Source organism: Klebsiella sp. 1SOBk10mer (assembly GCF_046602535.1).
Lineage (GTDB): Bacteria > Pseudomonadota > Gammaproteobacteria > Enterobacterales > Enterobacteriaceae > Klebsiella > Klebsiella quasipneumoniae.
This window is the reverse complement of record NZ_JBKIUP010000001.1, coordinates 246,808-262,723: the sequence shown is the minus strand read 5'-3', so window position 1 is coordinate 262,723 and position 15,916 is coordinate 246,808. Positions and strand designations below refer to the sequence as shown.

General features: G+C 61.8%; 15 protein-coding genes. 4 read left to right on the top strand and 11 right to left on the bottom strand.

Going from position 1 to position 15,916, the window contains the following annotated elements:
- Positions 1–4 precede the first annotated feature (4 nt).
- The 3 genes from ACLH1I_RS01250 to ACLH1I_RS01240 form a co-directional block, all read right to left on the bottom strand.
- The gene (locus ACLH1I_RS01250; protein ID WP_087832070.1) at positions 5–790 is read right to left on the bottom strand and encodes an IclR family transcriptional regulator; all 786 of its coding nucleotides are present in this window, start codon (positions 788–790) and stop codon (positions 5–7) included.
- Positions 791–993: 203 nt separating this feature from the next.
- Complete coding sequence (locus tag ACLH1I_RS01245) at positions 994–2,190, bottom strand: nicotinamide mononucleotide deamidase-related protein YfaY (protein WP_057216343.1); 1,197 nt, start codon at positions 2,188–2,190, stop codon at positions 994–996.
- A gap of 102 nt (positions 2,191–2,292) precedes the next feature.
- Complete coding sequence (locus ACLH1I_RS01240) at positions 2,293–2,835, bottom strand: YfaZ family outer membrane protein (RefSeq protein ID WP_004201712.1); 543 nt, start codon at positions 2,833–2,835, stop codon at positions 2,293–2,295.
- Positions 2,836–3,249: 414 nt separating this feature from the next.
- Between ACLH1I_RS01240 and nudI the strand changes: the two genes are divergently transcribed.
- The gene (nudI, locus tag ACLH1I_RS01235; RefSeq protein ID WP_048325210.1) at positions 3,250–3,675 is read left to right on the top strand and encodes a nucleoside triphosphatase NudI; all 426 of its coding nucleotides are present in this window, start codon (positions 3,250–3,252) and stop codon (positions 3,673–3,675) included.
- Here the strand turns inward: nudI and ACLH1I_RS01230 are convergent.
- The gene (locus ACLH1I_RS01230; protein WP_043520256.1) at positions 3,667–5,073 is read right to left on the bottom strand and encodes a sensor histidine kinase; all 1,407 of its coding nucleotides are present in this window, start codon (positions 5,071–5,073) and stop codon (positions 3,667–3,669) included. The two genes, nudI and ACLH1I_RS01230, sit on opposite strands and share 9 nt — an antisense overlap.
- Positions 5,060–5,737 carry a transcriptional regulator TctD gene (tctD, locus tag ACLH1I_RS01225; protein WP_004201723.1) on the bottom strand — a complete coding sequence of 226 codons (678 nt, stop codon included), beginning with the start codon at positions 5,735–5,737 and terminating at the stop codon, positions 5,060–5,062. Before tctD ends, ACLH1I_RS01230 begins: the two co-directional genes overlap by 14 nt.
- 133 nt (positions 5,738–5,870) lie before the next feature.
- On the opposite strand from tctD, the gene ACLH1I_RS01220 reads away from it, so the two are divergent.
- The 3 genes from ACLH1I_RS01220 to ACLH1I_RS01210 are packed head-to-tail and all read left to right on the top strand — an operon-like array spanning position 5,871 to position 8,827.
- Positions 5,871–6,851: a Bug family tripartite tricarboxylate transporter substrate binding protein gene (locus ACLH1I_RS01220; protein ID WP_004201724.1), complete on the top strand. Its 981-nt coding sequence runs from the start codon at positions 5,871–5,873 to the stop codon at positions 6,849–6,851.
- Positions 6,852–6,866: 15 nt separating this feature from the next.
- Complete coding sequence (locus ACLH1I_RS01215; protein WP_004201725.1) at positions 6,867–7,298, top strand: tripartite tricarboxylate transporter TctB family protein; 432 nt, start codon at positions 6,867–6,869, stop codon at positions 7,296–7,298.
- An 11-nt stretch (positions 7,299–7,309) separates the two neighbouring features.
- Positions 7,310–8,827 carry a tripartite tricarboxylate transporter permease gene (locus tag ACLH1I_RS01210; protein WP_004201726.1) on the top strand — a complete coding sequence of 506 codons (1,518 nt, stop codon included), beginning with the start codon at positions 7,310–7,312 and terminating at the stop codon, positions 8,825–8,827.
- Here ACLH1I_RS01210 and menE read toward each other — a convergent pair.
- The 6 genes from menE to menF form a co-directional block, all read right to left on the bottom strand.
- Positions 8,824–10,185 carry an o-succinylbenzoate--CoA ligase gene (gene menE, locus ACLH1I_RS01205; RefSeq protein WP_198079931.1) on the bottom strand — a complete coding sequence of 454 codons (1,362 nt, stop codon included), beginning with the start codon at positions 10,183–10,185 and terminating at the stop codon, positions 8,824–8,826. The two genes, ACLH1I_RS01210 and menE, sit on opposite strands and share 4 nt — an antisense overlap.
- Positions 10,182–11,147: an o-succinylbenzoate synthase gene (gene menC / locus ACLH1I_RS01200; protein WP_048325214.1), complete on the bottom strand. Its 966-nt coding sequence runs from the start codon at positions 11,145–11,147 to the stop codon at positions 10,182–10,184. Before menC ends, menE begins: the two co-directional genes overlap by 4 nt.
- A complete protein-coding gene (menB, locus tag ACLH1I_RS01195) occupies positions 11,147–12,004 on the bottom strand; it encodes a 1,4-dihydroxy-2-naphthoyl-CoA synthase (protein ID WP_004201730.1) in 858 nt (285 codons plus the stop codon). Before menB ends, menC begins: the two co-directional genes overlap by 1 nt.
- A gap of 14 nt (positions 12,005–12,018) precedes the next feature.
- Positions 12,019–12,777 (bottom strand): 2-succinyl-6-hydroxy-2,4-cyclohexadiene-1-carboxylate synthase, encoded by a 759-nt coding sequence (gene menH, locus ACLH1I_RS01190; RefSeq protein ID WP_048325216.1) that lies wholly within the window; start codon positions 12,775–12,777, stop codon positions 12,019–12,021.
- Positions 12,774–14,444: a 2-succinyl-5-enolpyruvyl-6-hydroxy-3-cyclohexene-1-carboxylic-acid synthase gene (menD, locus tag ACLH1I_RS01185; RefSeq protein ID WP_198079929.1), complete on the bottom strand. Its 1,671-nt coding sequence runs from the start codon at positions 14,442–14,444 to the stop codon at positions 12,774–12,776. Before menD ends, menH begins: the two co-directional genes overlap by 4 nt.
- Before the next feature lie 81 nt (positions 14,445–14,525).
- Positions 14,526–15,815: an isochorismate synthase MenF gene (menF, locus tag ACLH1I_RS01180; RefSeq protein ID WP_151628817.1), complete on the bottom strand. Its 1,290-nt coding sequence runs from the start codon at positions 15,813–15,815 to the stop codon at positions 14,526–14,528.
- Positions 15,816–15,916: the final 101 nt, after the last annotated feature.

Genomic DNA, 15,916 nt, shown 5'->3' with positions numbered 1-15,916 from the left:
CTCCTTATGATGAGGCGAGTTGTTCGAAGGGGCTTTTCCACCCCAGCAGTCGTGAAATATCTTTCGCGCAGGCAATCGCCTTACCTGCCAGATAATCGCGATTGTCTTCATTGATTTGCAGACGGGTGCCCACCACCGAGATGGCGGCGGTCAGGTCGTTATTGGCGTTAAACACCGGCGCGGCCACGCAGCGCACATCCGGGTAGTCCTCGCCATTATCAAAGCTCCAGCCCCGGGCGCGGATCCGCCCCAGCTCCTCCCGCAGCTGTTGAGCATTGCTGATGGTCGTTGGCGTAGCCCGCTCCCACTGCAGGTCTTCGATAATCGACGCCTGAACGCTGGCGGGCTGCCAGGCCAGCAAACATTTGCCGATCCCGGAGCGATAAAGCGACAGGCTCTTACCTTCGTGCGAACGCACGCTAATGGTGGCGGGTGATTCAATTTTCAGAATGTAGTAGGCGTTACCGTGATCGATAATGCCCAGATGGCAAAGCAGGCCGCACTCATCCATCAGCCGGGTCAGGCGTGGACGCGCCAGCTCGCGCAGGTCCATTTTGCTTAGCGCCTGCCCGGCCAGCTCCACCAGCTTGGTCCACAGGCAGTAGTTATCCTGATTATCCATACTGATGAAGCGCTGCTTTTTCAGCTCGCCCAGCAGCAGATAAACCGTGCTTTTCGGGATCCCCAGTTCGGCAATGATGGTGGCTGCGCTGCAGGGACCAATCCGGCTAATTAAATTGAGGATCTCAATCGCGCGGGTCAGCGCCGGGACTTTCGTTGATTCCAACATACTGGACTCCAATCCTGAATACTGGAATCAGTGTTGCGGTTGTCCGGGCGGTAAAGTGTGAGCGACATCGCGGGGCAATCGCTTTCCCGTATGCTGGACCGTTCGCAGCGGAAAATTGCGACTTAACGCACAGAATTTTTTCAGGAGAGTACAACAGGCTGGACAACCGGCGCCCGGGAGAAGCCCGTGCGCCGGGAAACGACTTACAGCGAGAGGGAATCCACCACGTTAATCCAGCCATGTTCGCTGGCCAGCGGTTGGCCATTCAGCCAGCGACGCAGCAGGTTTAATGCCATCATGGCGCAGACTTCCTGGCGTACCGCCAGGCTGTGGCGGGTGACGCTGAACTTCACCCGCAGCGCGAAGGTGCCGTCCGGGGTGGCCAGGGCCACGTTAAGATGATCGTTCTCCTGGCCGCTCACCGCCAGGGCCAGGCCGGCAAAATGGTTAATGCGCCGCTCGGCCGCCCAGCGGGCCGCCTGCGCCAGCGTCTCCTCCTGCGCCGGGACCACTTCGCTGGCCAGCAGCGGCGCGCCGGCGCGGGACAGCTGGAGCGCCAGCAGACCGCCGGTAAACTGCTCGCTGAGCGTCAGGCTCAGCTGCCGCTCCTGCAGGCAGCGTGCAATCTGCGCCGGTAACCCTTCAGTGCCTTCGAAAATCAGGCTGTCGCCAGCCACTTTACGCACTTCCGGCCACAGAGCCAGCATGGCGTCACGCTGCTCAGCCGGTCCGGTCAGCTTCAGCTCAATGATCGGCATCGACGAGCGGTAGCCCATCACGACGCCAGGCGGTAACGTCAGCGGATTGAGGCTTTGCGCCAGCTCGCTCTCCGAGCGGCCAAAGGTGGTCAGACGCAGGCATACCGGCGGCTCCGGCAGCGTAAAGCGCTGGCGCAGACGCGGTAAAATCTCCTGCTCGACCATCACTTTAAATTCAGAGGGTACGCCGGGGGTGAAAAACATCAGGCAGCGATTGAGCTGGATGGCAAAGCCGCAGGCCGTGCCCACCGGGTTATTGATCATCTCGGCGCTGGCGGGGATTTCCGCCTGCTTACGGTTGCTTTCCGCCATCGGCCGCCCGCGTTCAGCAAAGAAGCGGGTCATTGTTTCCAGCCACTCCGGATGCAAAATAAGTCCTTCGCCTTTCGCGGTGGCCGCGGCCAGCGCGCTCAGGTCGTCGCTGGTGGGGCCGAGGCCGCCATTGACGATCAGCACATCCGCCTGTTCGCTGCGTTCGCGCAGAATCGCCACCAGCGCATCGAGATCGTCGCCGACGGTATGACGGCGCGTTAATGGTAAACCCTGATTAAAAAAGAAATCCGCCAGCCATGCTGCATTGGTGTCAACGATTTGACCATGCAACACTTCATCGCCAGTGGACAGCATTTCCACATTCAACATTGCTCACTCCTTGCCTGCCAGGTGGCAAATACTATAACGCAAAGCGGGAGGCTGACGAGGAGGAAAATCTGGCGCGGCAAGAAGATACCGCGCCGGAGGAGATTAGAAGCTGGCGCTGGCGCCGATGTACGGGCCGTCGGCGATGGTGTTATCACGGTTGCCATCTTTACCCGCCAGGTTCAGATAGCGATAGCCCGCCTGGATGCTGAGCGGACGCATAATGGTCCAGCTGGCGCCGACGTTGGCTTCCTGATAGCTGTCAATGCCGCTGGAGAGGGAATCCGGAGAGTAGTAGTAGTCGCCATACAGACGGAAGCTGTCGCCGATTTTCCACTGCAGGCCGCCGCCGACCGCTGCCGCATAGCCTTCATCACCCTGTTTCGGGTTGGTGTATACCCCTTTACCACCCACGGTCGCGAGGAACGGCCCCAGCGGAATATTCAGGCCCAGGCCTAAACCCGCGGCGTCGCCGTCGTTATCGCTGTGCAACCAGTTACCCGAAACAGCCAGACCGGTGGACTCGGTGCCGAAGCCGACCCCAAGGTTGGTGTAATGCTCGCCTGCTTCGCCGGTAACGCTGATCGCATGGGCCGCCGAAGAAACCAGCATGACGCCAGCCAGCGCCATAAAAATGCTTTTTTTCATTATTTACTCTATCCAGAAAATTAAAATCAAAGAAGTCCCGAAAAAACCCGAAAATTCTACTGCGCACTCGTCAGGAATCAATGACCTGGCGAAATGATTTTTCACAAGAGTGTAACCAGTTGCGTCTTTTTACGGCATCGGACGTTGCCGGTGCGGGGCGTCGGGAATTCAGCGTCATTCATATTGATGTTTAATATGATTTACGCAAAATACATTGACGTTAAAAGGGGCACACCGCACGATCGGCGCGGCGAGGGGGAATTCGTCGCCCTTTCCATGGCGGTGCTCCATACGGTTATTTTCGCTTAACGTAGCACTCGACAAGGCCAGGGCTTTATTTCTGTTGCGATTTACCGAGGCGGCTCGCAAACTGTTTCATCAGCCTACCGCCCTATCCCCTGAAGGAGAAAAACCATGCGTCAAAGGACGATTGTTTGCCCGCTAATCCAAAATGATGGCCATTACCTGTTGTGCAAGATGGCTGCCGACCGCGGCGTTTTTCCCGGACAATGGGCCTTATGCGGCGGCGGCGTAGAGCCTGGGGAACGTCTTGAAGAGGCGCTGCGCCGGGAAATCCGCGAAGAGCTCGGCGAAAAACTCATCCTTACCCATATTGCGCCGTGGAGCTTCCGCGATGATACCCGCGTTAAAACTTACCCCGACGGGTGCCAGGAAGCGATCTATATGATCTATCTGATCTTCGACTGCGTCAGCGCCAATCGTGACGTGACGATCAACGAGGAGTTTGACGATTACGCCTGGGTGAAAGCGGATGAGCTTAAAAACTACGATCTCAACGCCGCCACCCGCCTGACCCTGAGCATGAAGGGGCTACTCTAACGCCACGGTCGGCAGGCGCAGCGTCGCCTTCAGTCCGCCCAGGCTTTCGCTGCGCGAAAGCTGCAGGTGGCTACGATGCAGACGCGCGATATCGTTTACCAGCGCCAGCCCCAGACCGGCGCCGGGTATCGCGCCCGCGTTATCGAGGCGGCGAAACGGCATCAGCGCCTGGTGTACCTGCTGGTCGTCAATTCCCGGGCCGCTGTCTTCCACGCTGAGCAGCACGGCGTCGCCGTCGCGATGCAGGCTAAGCGTGACCGTACCATATTCCGGGGTATAGCGAATGGCATTGTCGAGCAGGTTAGCGCACAGTTCCCCCAGCAGAACGCTATCGCCTGCCACCTGTACCGCCGACTGCTCGCCCTCATAGCCAAGATCGATATGTTTGCTCCGCGCTTGCGCAATACGCGAAAAGCAGCTGTTGCACACAATTTCCGGCAAGTTAATCACCGCAAACGCCTGATCCCGCTGTTTTACCGTCGCCAGCTGCAGCAACCGCTCCGTTAACAAGACCGTATCGTCCAGCGTGGCGCGCATCGCCTGCAGGCTTTCGCGCCACAGTTGCGGATCGTCGCTGGCCAGCGCAACCGAAGCCTGCGTTTTCAGCACCGCCAGCGGGGTTTTCAGCTGATGGGACGCATCGGCGCTGAAGCGTTCCTGACGGGAGATCATCACCCGCAGGCGGTCGATATAGCGGTTGAACGCGACAATCAGCAGCCGCGTTTCAGACCAGGGCAGCAGCTCCGGCAGCGGCGTCAGCAGGCCGGGTTCACGGCGCACCATCAGCGCGGAGAGCTGGCGCATGGGCCGCAGCACGCGGCGCAGCAGCCAGGCTGCCAGCACCAGCGTCAACAGGACCAGTAAGCCCTGCGACACCCAGGATGAGAAGAGTAATTGTCCAGCCAGCCAGCGGCGGGACTGCAGCGTTTCGGCAATATAGATCTCCGCCATGCCCACGATGCCCCCTTCGTTGATGGGCTGCAGCAGGCGCGCCACGCGAATTGCCTGACCGCGATATTCGGTATGATAAAACCATGCCAGCGCCGGATAGAGCTGAGTTCGCGAGGTGGAGGGCGGCATCGCGGGCAGATCGTCATAGCCGGAAATGACCTTCCCCTGCGGGTCAAGCACCTTGTAATAGAGGCGATCGTTCATGTTGAGCTCGAAGCTGTCCAGCACCACCCAGGGCACATTCACCTCCAGTTGTCCTCCGCGAACCACCAACCGCTCGGCCACCGTCCGCGCCGACGACAGCAGGGTACGATCGTAGGCTTGCGTCGCCGCCTGCAGCGCGCTGACGTAGCTATTAAACGCGGAGAGTCCCCACAGCAGAACCAGCGGCAGGCCGAGAAACAGCAACAGTTGGGCATAGAGCGATTGCGGCTTACCCCATCTCATGGCGCTCGCACTCAAGCAGATAGCCTAACCCGCGCAGGGTGGTTATACGCACATTGCTCGCCTGAAGTTTCTTGCGCAGACGGTGAATATAGAGTTCGATGCTTTCCGGACTGACGTCGTCGCTAAGACTGAACACCTGTTCGAATAACTGCTGGCGCGAAACCGGGCGGGTGCGGCGAAACATCAGCACCTTCAATAACGCCAGCTCGCGCGGCGTCAAAGACAGCATCTGGCCACGGAGTAAAAAATAGCCTTCGTCACAATACGCCAGCTCACCAAGCTGCTGCACCTCATGCACCTGCCCTTCGCTGCGCCGGAGCAGCGCCCGCAGGCGGGCGTCAAGCTCTTCCAGCTCAAAGGGCTTGGGTAAATAGTCATCCGCGCCGGCATTTAAACCTTTCACCCGGTCCGCTACCGCGCTGCGGGCGGTCAGCAACAGCACCGGCAGAGTCTGCCCGCGCTTGCGCAGCCGCTGGACCACTTCAAGGCCATCGTACCCCGGCATACCGATATCCAGCACCGCCAGCGCATATTGCTCGCTTTGCAGCAGATGGTCGGCCGCACGCCCGTCAGCGACGCAATCCACGGCAAAACCGCCCTGCACCAGCGCTTTTTCCAGCCAGTGAGCTAGCTCACGGTTATCCTCGGCTAATAAGAGACGCATATCACATCCTGTAACGTTGCTGCCGCATTGAAAGGGAAATGAAAGGTAACTGTTTTAACAATCATGCAACCGAATCGCCATATGTCGGTTCACATAATCAAAAAAACCTGCCCTGTACCTGCTGAGGAAGCCTATGAAAACGCCATTTCTCCGTCATCTGAGCGCCATCGCGCTGTGCCTCTGTACCACATCCGCCTTCGCCGCGGAGGCCCCGTCCCGCACCGAATGTATCGCGCCTGCTAAACCGGGCGGCGGCTTTGACCTGACCTGTAAGCTGATTCAGGTGAGCCTGATGGAAACCGGCGCCATCGAAAAACCGATGCGCGTCACTTATATGCCCGGCGGCGTGGGCGCGGTGGCCTACAACGCCATTGTCGCCCAGCGCCCGGCAGAGCCGGGGACCGTCGTCGCCTTCTCCGGCGGCTCGCTGCTAAACCTGTCGCAGGGTAAATTCGGCCGTTACAGCGTCGATGACGTGCGCTGGCTGGCGAGCGTCGGCACCGACTACGGCATGATCGCCGTGCGCGCCGATTCGCCATGGAAAGATCTGAAATCGTTTATGACCGCGTTGGAGAAAAACCCCTCCAGTATCGTGATTGGCGCCGGGGCCTCTATCGGCAGTCAGGACTGGATGAAAGCGGCGCTGCTGGCGCAAAAAGCCAACGTCGACCCGCATAAAATGCGCTATGTCGCCTTTGAAGGCGGCGGCGAGCCGGTGACCGCGCTGCTCGGTAACCATGTGCAGGCAGTCTCCGGCGATCTCAGCGAGATGGTGCCCTATCTGCAGGGTAATAAAATCCGCGTGCTGGCGGTCTTCTCCAGTGAACGACTGCCGGGCGCGCTCGCCGATGTCCCCACTGCAAAAGAGCAGGGCTACGACCTGGTCTGGCCGATTATTCGCGGTTTCTTTATGGGCCCGAAAGTCAGCGACGCCGAGTACCAGTGGTGGGTCGATGAATTCACTAAACTGCAGCAAACCGAAGCGTTCAAAAAGCAACGTGAACTGCGCGGCCTGTTTGAATTCAATATGAACGGCAAGGCGCTCGATACCTACGTTAAGCAGCAGGTCAGCGACTACCGCGAACAGGCGAAAGCCTTTGGCCTGGCAAAATAAACCGCGGAGGCGCTCATGAGCGATCGTATTTTTGCCGGAGTATGGCTGTTGTTATGTACTGGCGGTCTGTTTATCGCCTGGCAGATCCATAGCGAATACTCCTATGAACCCGTCGGCCCGCGCCCCTTCCCGCTCGGGATCATCGGCCTGATGCTGCTGTGCTCGGCGTTAATGCTGCTGCGTCGCCCGGACGCCGTCGAGTGGCCGGGACGGCATGTGCTGCAGCGTCTGCTGACCATGGTCGTGGTGCTGGTGGTGTACGCCTGGGGATTTGAATGGCTCGGTTTTCCGTTGGCCACCGCGCTGCTGACGGCGATCATTGGTCTGCTGTTCGGCGCGACGCTGCCGGCGGCGGGCATTGCCGGCGTCGCGATGGGCGTGTCGTTATGGTACGCCTTCGACACCCTGCTCGATGTCACCCTGCCCCTCGGCATCTGGTTTAATTAACGGAGGCGTTTATGGATACCTGGATCTATCTCTCGCAGGGCTTCGCCGTCGCCATGACGCCGGAGAACCTGCTGATCGCCCTGATCGGCTGCTTTGTCGGGACTATCGTCGGCCTGCTGCCGGGGCTGGGCCCTATCAACGGCGTGGCGATCCTGCTGCCGCTGGCTTTCGCCCTTCACCTGCCCGCGGAATCGGCGCTGATCCTGCTGGCGACGGTCTATATCGGTTGCGAATACGGCGGGCGAATCTCATCGATTCTGCTGAACGTGCCCGGCGATGCCGCCGCCATTATGACCGCCCTCGACGGCTATCCGATGGCCCAGCAGGGTCGCGGCGGCGTTGCGCTGTCGATTTCCGCCGTCAGTTCCTTCTTTGGCTCACTGATCGCCATCGGCGGCATTATTTTGTTCGCGCCGCTGCTCGCCCAGTGGTCGCTGGCGTTCGGTCCCGCGGAATACTTCGCGCTGATGGTCTTCGCCATCGCCTGTCTTGGCAGCATGATGGCGCAGAACCCGCTGAAGTCGTTCCTCGCGGCGTTAATCGGCCTGGGTCTGGCGACGGTGGGAGTAGACGCCAATACCGGGGTTTACCGCTTCACCTTCGACAGCGTCCATCTCTCCGACGGCGTGCAGTTTATTGTGGTGGTGATCGGCTTGTTCTCGGTTTCGGAGATCCTGCTGATGCTGGAGAGCACCAGCGGCGGACAAACCCTGGTGCGGAAAACCGGACGGATGCTGTTTAACACCAAAGAGGCCGCACAGTGCGTCGGCGCGACGCTGCGCTCCTCGGTGGTGGGTTTCTTCGTCGGTATTCTGCCCGGCGCCGGGGCGACCATCGCCAGCGCCATTACCTACATGACGGAGAAAAAACTCAGCGGTAACAGCGATAACTTCGGCAAGGGAGATATTCGCGGCGTGGCGGCGCCGGAAGCGGCTAATAACGCCTCCGCCTGCGGTTCCTTTATTCCCATGCTGACGCTCGGCGTGCCAGGGTCCGGCACCACCGCGGTGATGATGGGCGCGCTGACGCTGTATAACATTACGCCCGGCCCGGCGATGTTCACCGAACAGCCGGATATCGTCTGGGGGCTGATTGCCGCCCTGCTGATCGCTAACGTGATGCTGCTTATCATGAACATTCCGTTGATCGGCCTGTTCACCCGTATGCTGACCATTCCGCTGTGGTTTCTGGTCCCGGCCATCGCCGCGGTCTCCGCCGTCGGCGTTTACGCGGTACACAGCACCACTTTTGACCTGTTGCTGATGGTGGGGCTTGGCGTGCTTGGCTACATCATGCGCAAAATGCACTTCCCGATGTCGCCGCTGATCCTTGGCTTCGTGCTGGGGGAGATGCTGGAGCAGAACCTGCGTCGCGCGCTGTCCATCAGCAACGGCAACCTGGCGATCCTGTGGCAAAGTGGAGTGACCAAAACGCTGCTGGTGCTGGCCATCGCCGTGCTGGTGGTGCCGCCGCTGCTGCGTCTGCGGCGTAAACAGCGCCAGCGTCGCGCCGAAGCCAATATCGGCTAAGCCGGCGAATTGACCCATTCGCGCAGCGCCCGGCGCGAGATCTTAATCCCACCGTTCTTTAACGTTTCCGGCAGCCGCAGCCAACGCACCGGCTGCTGGAAACGCGCCAGCCGCTCCGCGCTCCATGCCGCCAGCACGCTCATTTCGCAGCCATCATCGCATTCCACCACCGCGACCGGACGCTGGCCATATTCCGCATCGTCCAGCGGCACGACAAACGCCTGTTGTATCTGCGGATGCGCCACGATGATCCGTTCCACCTCCTCAGGCTGGATCCCTTCCCCACCGCTGAAAAAGAGATTATCCAGGCGCCCGAGGAGAGTGAGCCGTCCATTGATGATCTCGCCGCGATCGCGGGTGGCAAACCACCCTTCGTCGTTGGTCAATGGCAACAATTGACCGTCGCGCCAGTAGCCCGCGGCCATACTCGCCGCCCGCAGCCAGACCTCGCCGGCAACGATTTTCATCTCCCGCCCCGGCAACGGCGCGCCCACATCCGCCGCGCCGTCGGCCTCTTTGGCGCAGACGGTGGAAGCAAATTCGGTCAGGCCATAGCCGCAGTAGGTGCGTACCCCCTGCCCCCGCGCCCGCTCGGTCAACTCGACGGGGATCGCCGCGCCGCCAAGCAGCACCGCCTTGAGGGAGAGCGCAGCACCGTCATTCAGCAGGCGCCACAGCTGAGTCGGCACCAGCGAAGCGTGGGTGCAGCCCTGCAGCATCTGCGCCAGCGGCTGTTTATCGCGCACCGTCAGCCGCGCGCCGGCCAGCAGCCAGCGCCACATAATCCCCTGGCCGGAGACATGAAACAGCGGCAGCGACAGCAGCCAGTCATCTTCTGCGGCAAACGGCATCAGCGCCAGCACGCCGGCGGCGCTGGCCAGATGGGCGCTGGCATCATGCACTGCAGCCTTCGGCAGACCGGTCGACCCCGAGGTCAGCGTCATTGAGGCGGAACGATCCCCGCGCCACGGCACAGCATGGGTTCCCGCTGCCGCCTGCAGGGTTAACGCCGGTAAATCCCCCGGCAGCGCATCGCCGTTAAGCACCAGCTGATGCTGGACGGTCAACGCTGGCAGCAGTTCCTGCAGCAACGCTGCGGGCAGCTGCGGATTCAGCGGCAGCACCCGCGCGCCGCACTGCAGCAGCGCCAGCCAGGCCAGCAGCGTCGAGGGCTGGTTAAAAGCCTGCAGCGCCAACCCGTGACCTGCCGTTACGCCCTGCGCGGCAAAGCCGGCCGCCAGCGCGTCAACGTGGTCGCACAGGTCGCGCCAGGTCAGCGGCTGGTCATTCAGGCGCAGCGCCTGCGCCTCTCCGCGCCGCTGGCGCCAGTGGCGCCAGGGCCAGTCGCAAAAGGTCACAACAGCGCCTCCAGCGTATCCATGTTGATCATCGGCAGGGTGCTTTCCGGCCACGGCCGTACCAGCTGGGCGCTCATCAGCGACAGGGTGTCCAGTCCGGGGATGGTCTGCGGCGTCAGCCAGGCGGCAACCCGCGCCAGCTGAGTTAACCCGAGGCTGGACTCGATCGACGAACTGATCACCGCGCTCAGCCCCAGCGCATGGGCCGCGGCGACCTGCTGCTGAACCTGGTGTAAACTGCCGGTTAGCGTCGGCTTAATCACCACCGCGCGCACGCCCGGCTCGGCGACGAAGCGAAAATCCGCCTCGCGCAGGCTTTCATCCCAGGCGATAGCGATCCCGGTTTCGCGGCTAAAGGCTCGTGAGTCCTCCGGCGTTTTACAAGGCTCCTCAATAAACGCAATGCGCTGGCGATACGCCGGATCGACATATTTCGCAAACTGCTGCGCTTTCAGCGGCGTCCAGGCCCGGTTGGCATCCAGACGCAGCTGCAGGTCGGGGATGGCTTCCAGCAGCAGATTAACCACCATGCCGTCGCGGACCGCCTCCCAGAGCCCCACTTTCACCTTAGCGACTTTCTCGCCGGGCATCGCCGCCAGTCTGGCGAACAGCTCATCCGGATCGCCGGAGCAGAGCGGCGCTGCGCGATAATCCGCGGCCAGCGGCAGCTCGCCGCTGAGCTCCGCCTGCGCGCAACTGATGCCAAACGCGACAGAAGGCAGCGCAGGAAGCGCCGGCTCCGCGCCGTCGCGCCAGGCCTGCGCCCAGAGCAATAGCGCCGCCTGCGCCTCCTCCAGGGTCTCTGCGCTGAATCCCGGCAGGGGAGATATTTCCCCCCAGCCCTCCCGTTCACCCTCCCGCAGGTGGATGAACAGCCCATCGCGGGTTTTTAACCGCCGTTCGCGCAGCACCACGCCCGCGTCCATCGGTATCTGCCAGCGGTAAACCTGCGAAATGCGCATTAGGGATTCCGTTTAAATTTGCTGAAGTCCGGCTGACGTTTCTGGTTGAAGGCATTGCGGCCTTCCTGCCCCTCTTCCGTCATGTAGAACAGCATGGTGGCGTTGCCGGCCAGCTCCTGCAGACCGGCCTGGCCGTCGCAGTCGGCGTTCAGCGCCGCTTTCAGGCAGCGCAGCGCCATTGGACTGTTCTGCAGCATTTCCCGACACCAGCGCACCGTCTCTTTTTCCAGATCCGCCAGCGGCACCACGGTGTTCACCAGCCCCATATCCAGCGCCTGCTGGGCGTCATACTGACGGCAGAGGAACCAGATTTCCCGCGCTTTTTTCTGCCCGACGATGCGCGCCATATAGGAGGCGCCCCAGCCGCCGTCGAAGGAGCCGACCTTCGGCCCGGTTTGACCGAAGATGGCGTTTTCCGCCGCGATGGTCAGATCGCACATCATGTGCAACACGTGGCCGCCGCCGATAGAGTAGCCGGCCACCATCGCCACCACCGGTTTCGGGCAGGTGCGGATCTGGCGCTGAAAGTCGAGTACGTTGAGATGATGTACGCCGGAGTCATCCTGATAGCCGCCGTAATCACCGCGAACTTTCTGATCGCCGCCGGCGCAAAAGGCTTTCTCACCTTCGCCGGTCAGGACAATCACCCCGATATTGTCGTCATAACGGGCATCCGCCAGCGCCTGGATCATTTCTTTGACGGTCAGCGGGCGGAAGGCGTTGCGCACCTGCGGGCGGTTGATAGTGATTTTGGCAATGCCGTCGGCCGATTTGTGGTAGCGAATATCGGTATAGCCTTCGGAACAATCGTGCCATTCAACAGGGGCATAGAGCATTGCTTCATCAAGAGAGATCATAGAATGTCCTTCAGTTAACTTGCCAAAATCTGCGCCAGACAGGCAATCACCGCCGCCGGGTTGTCCCGGTGCGCGTTGTGTCCGGCATGGTGAATAAGATGGAGATCCGCCGCGAGCGCCTGGGCGATGGCATGAAACTTCGCGTCGCGCTCGCCGCACAGGTAATGAAAGGGGAAATCGCGCGCCTGCAGGGGTGCACGCAGATCGGCCTGCCCGGCAAGGGAGGTCGCCTGCAGCATCGCCGCCAGCGTCGCACCGTTGTTCCGGCTGCGTAAGGCGACCAGCGCCGCGCGCTGCCCGGCGTTCAGTGAAGCGAAGACCGGCTGCTGATACCAGTCGGCAAAGACCTGCGCCAACGGCTCATGGCGAAAACGGTCCGCCCAGGCGCTGTCGTTGCTGCGCCGCGCCCGCCGCGCTTCGGCATCCTGCAGGCCAGGATGGCCGCCTTCGACGATCAGGCCGCGCAGACCCGCGCGCGGCTGGCAGGCGAAGTTCATCGCCACCCGGCCCCCCAGCGAATAGCCGATCAGCCAGTATTTAAGTATGTTGTAACTATTAAGCGTAGCCTGCAGCAGAATATTGACCCCGGCAAAGTCCTGCACTGCGATATTCGCGGAGCCGCCGTGGCCCGGCAGATCGAGATACAGCCGCGGCCAGGCGCGAAACGCGTCGCCCACTTCCCGCCACTCGTTGCGGTCGCCGGAAAAACCGTGCAGAAAGACCAGCCAGGGATAACCCGGCTGGCCATGTTCGACAGCCGCGCTGAGAGTCACAGGCGGCTTACCTGCGCCAGCAGCTGCTGGAGGGTCTGTGTGCCGTCGGTCTCATTGACCGCCAGCTCAATCACCGTCGCCCCTGCCCTGCGCCAGGCGCCGGCCAGCGCCTCATCCAGCGCCTGCCAGTCAGCCGGGCGATGATAGGCCAGGCCGAACATCGCCGCCGCGTGGCTGAAATCAACATCCTGCGGCATTAAGTAGAACTGGCGCCGCTCATCCTGCGGCGTCGGCAGCATGGAGAAAATCTGCCCGCCGTTGTTGTTCACCACGATCAGCACCAGCGGCGCCGACGCCTGTCGCAGTAGGGCCAGCGAGTTGAGATCGTACAGCGCCGAAAGATCGCCGACGATGGCCAGGGTTGGCCGGGCGCTGGCGCGCTGCACGCCGGCGGCGGTGGCGATCAAGCCATCAATGCCGCTGGCGCCGCGGTTGCTGTAAACCGGGTAGCCGGCCGGCAGCTGCGCCAGGGCGTCGATCAGGCGCACCACCAGGCTGTTGCCGACAAACAGTTGCCCCTGTTCCGGCAGATAGCGGCGAATTCGCTGCGCCAGCTGCGCTTCGCCAAAGGGTTCGTTGCTGGCGACCGCCGCCTCCCACGCCTGTCGGGCCAGTTCAGGAATGGCCGTCGCCCACGGCTGGCGTTTCTCCGCCGGGTGCAGCTCAAGCCAGCGGTCAACGCTGGCGAGCAGACGGCGGCCGCGGTGCTGTGCCGGATCGAGACGACCGGGCAGATTATCCACCAGCCAGTATTCATCAGGCTCGCAGGTGGCCTGCCACTGCAGAACCCGCTTGCCGGTCAGGCTGCTGCCGAGCTGAACCACGATCTGCGCCTGTGCCAGCTCGCTCACCGCTTTGCCATTGCCCAGCCACAGGTCAGCGCACGGCAGCGGCTGCCCGGTCTGCGACAGGACATCGCCGATCAGCGGCCAGCCGAGGGTTTGGGCCCACTCGGCCACTTTTTTCCCTTCGGCAGCGCTCATTCTGCCCGCCACGACCACGCCGCGCTTTTGCCGCCAGAAGAACCAGTCGCGCTGTTTCTCACTTTCCCTCTGCAGCGCCTGACGTAACCAGGGCTTATCGCTCTGCCACCAGCTGCCGAGCTGCTGCTGCCACTCCACGCCGGTATCATCCATATCGCCATACAGCGGTTCGGCGAACGGGCAGTTGATATGCACCCCGCCGGCGTGCAGCTCGCCCAGCACCTGGTCGATGGTCGAGACCAGCCAGCGGGCGGAAATATCCTGCGAGGGACGCGGCAGAGAAATCGTCTGCGACGGATGGGAGGCGAACATCCCCGGCTGACGAATCGCCTGATTGGCGCCACAGTCGATCAGCTCCGGCGGACGGTCGGCGGTCAGGAGAATCAGCTTTTCCCCGGTGAGACCCGCCTCAATCAGCGAAGGATAGAGGTTCGCGGTGGCGGTCCCGGAGGTCACAATGACCGCCACCGGCTGGCGACTGGCTTTCGCCAGACCGAGCGCCAGGTGGCCGAGGCCGCGTTCGTCAAAATGGGTATGATGGATAAAGGCGCGGTTTTCCGCCGCCGCCAGGGTTAAGGGTGTCGAGCGCGAGCCCGGCGCGATGCAGATATGCTGCACACCGTGGCGCGTTAAAGCTTCCAGGATCACCACCGCCCAGCGTCGGTTAAATGCGCTTACTGACATGAAATTGTCCGGTATCAAATATTGATGCTAAGTATAGATAAGCCAAAGTGACGGCGTTTTGATATGCATCGTCATTCCCGCTTATGGACAGAGTAGCGAGCGCAGCCCGGCCGCTTTGTTGTCAATCTCCTGCCACTCCTGCAGCGCATCGGAGCCGCTGACGATCCCCGCCCCGGCATACAGTCGCAGGGTGTCGTTGTCCACTTTCGCCGAACGCAGCGCCACGCAAAACTCGCTTTGCGCCAGCGACAGATACCCGGCGGAACCAGCGTACCATTCACGGGAAAAAGGTTCATGGCGCTGAATGAATGCCAGCGCCGCCCGCCGCGGCAGGCCGGCCACCGCGGCGGTAGGCTGCAGCTGCAGCAGACAGCGGCTGTCGTCAGGCTCCGCCAGCTCGGTCCAGATGCAGCGTCGAAGATGCTGTACCTTGCGCAACCTCACCACCTGCGGCGGCAGAACGTCCAGCGTCGAGGCCTCACTCTGCAGGCGCTGGCAGATATCCTCCACCACCAGCATGTTTTCCCGCTGATTTTTGTCGTCTTTCATCAACCAGTCGGCCAGCTGCTGCGCCTTCGCGTCATCCTGATGATTAGCGACGGTGCCCGCCAGCGCTTCGGTGCGCAGCAGCGCGCCGCGCCGGCGCCACAGCCGCTCCGGCGTGGAGCCGAAAAACGCCTGACGGGCATTGAACGCCATCAGGAAATGAAAACAGTTAAGATTGCGGCTGCGGCTGGCGGCCATGATGCTCACGGCATCCAGCGGCGCGGCAAACTGCAGGTCGGTTGCCCGCGCCAGCACCACTTTATCCATGTCGCCGGCGGCGATGGCCTGCGTCGCCAGGTCTATCATTGCCTGCCATTGAGGGTAGTCGGAGGAGTGGCGCTCGCTCAACAGCGGCGGTACGCCGCCAGGGGTCGCCTGGGCGGTGGTCAGGCTGGCGAGAAAATCACGCGCCGTCACGGCATCGTCGCGCAGGGAGAGGTCGCTGTGCAGCACCAGTCGCATCACGGCCCTGCCGCCGCACCGACGCCATTCCAGACGCGGCAGCACCAGCCGGCCTTGCTGCGGGGCAAACGCATTCAGGCCGCAGATGCGCAGATCCTGCCGTCCGGCCTGGTGTAAAAAGCGGTTCGCCGCGTTGAGCGAGGGAAAGCTTTTTACCGCCCCCAGCGCCGCCATCTCCTCGTCGCCATTGCGCTGTTGCCAGTAGAACTGCGGCCACTGCGGCTGCTGGCCGCACCATAGCAGCGGATCGAAGGCATCATTCAGCGGAAAGGCAATATCGATAATTCGCGTGCCGGGTGAGTCAGGAAAGGGCTCACTCAGGCCGTCACGTAAACGGGCCAGCGCAGTGGAAACAGACAGCACGCAAACCTCCACGGTAGTAAAACCCCACATTATAAGGGGTTCGTCGGCGGAATAGCAGTACCCATGACGAGGGAGCGGGTTTTATCTCACCTGCTCGCCGG

What these genes read in the sequence shown, in the direction of transcription:
- ACLH1I_RS01250 (WP_087832070.1), bottom strand. Translation starts at nt 790, where the DNA reads ATGTTGGAATCAACGAAAGTCCCGGCGCTGACCCGCGCGATTGAGATC.
- ACLH1I_RS01245 (WP_057216343.1), bottom strand. Translation starts at nt 2,190, where the DNA reads ATGTTGAATGTGGAAATGCTGTCCACTGGCGATGAAGTGTTGCATGGT.
- ACLH1I_RS01240 (WP_004201712.1), bottom strand. Translation starts at nt 2,835, where the DNA reads ATGAAAAAAAGCATTTTTATGGCGCTGGCTGGCGTCATGCTGGTTTCT.
- nudI (WP_048325210.1), top strand. Translation starts at nt 3,250, where the DNA reads ATGCGTCAAAGGACGATTGTTTGCCCGCTAATCCAAAATGATGGCCAT.
- ACLH1I_RS01230 (WP_043520256.1), bottom strand. Translation starts at nt 5,073, where the DNA reads ATGAGATGGGGTAAGCCGCAATCGCTCTATGCCCAACTGTTGCTGTTT.
- tctD (WP_004201723.1), bottom strand. Translation starts at nt 5,737, where the DNA reads ATGCGTCTCTTATTAGCCGAGGATAACCGTGAGCTAGCTCACTGGCTG.
- ACLH1I_RS01220 (WP_004201724.1), top strand. Translation starts at nt 5,871, where the DNA reads ATGAAAACGCCATTTCTCCGTCATCTGAGCGCCATCGCGCTGTGCCTC.
- ACLH1I_RS01215 (WP_004201725.1), top strand. Translation starts at nt 6,867, where the DNA reads ATGAGCGATCGTATTTTTGCCGGAGTATGGCTGTTGTTATGTACTGGC.
- ACLH1I_RS01210 (WP_004201726.1), top strand. Translation starts at nt 7,310, where the DNA reads ATGGATACCTGGATCTATCTCTCGCAGGGCTTCGCCGTCGCCATGACG.
- menC (WP_048325214.1), bottom strand. Translation starts at nt 11,147, where the DNA reads ATGCGCATTTCGCAGGTTTACCGCTGGCAGATACCGATGGACGCGGGC.
- menB (WP_004201730.1), bottom strand. Translation starts at nt 12,004, where the DNA reads ATGATCTCTCTTGATGAAGCAATGCTCTATGCCCCTGTTGAATGGCAC.
- menD (WP_198079929.1), bottom strand. Translation starts at nt 14,444, where the DNA reads ATGTCAGTAAGCGCATTTAACCGACGCTGGGCGGTGGTGATCCTGGAA.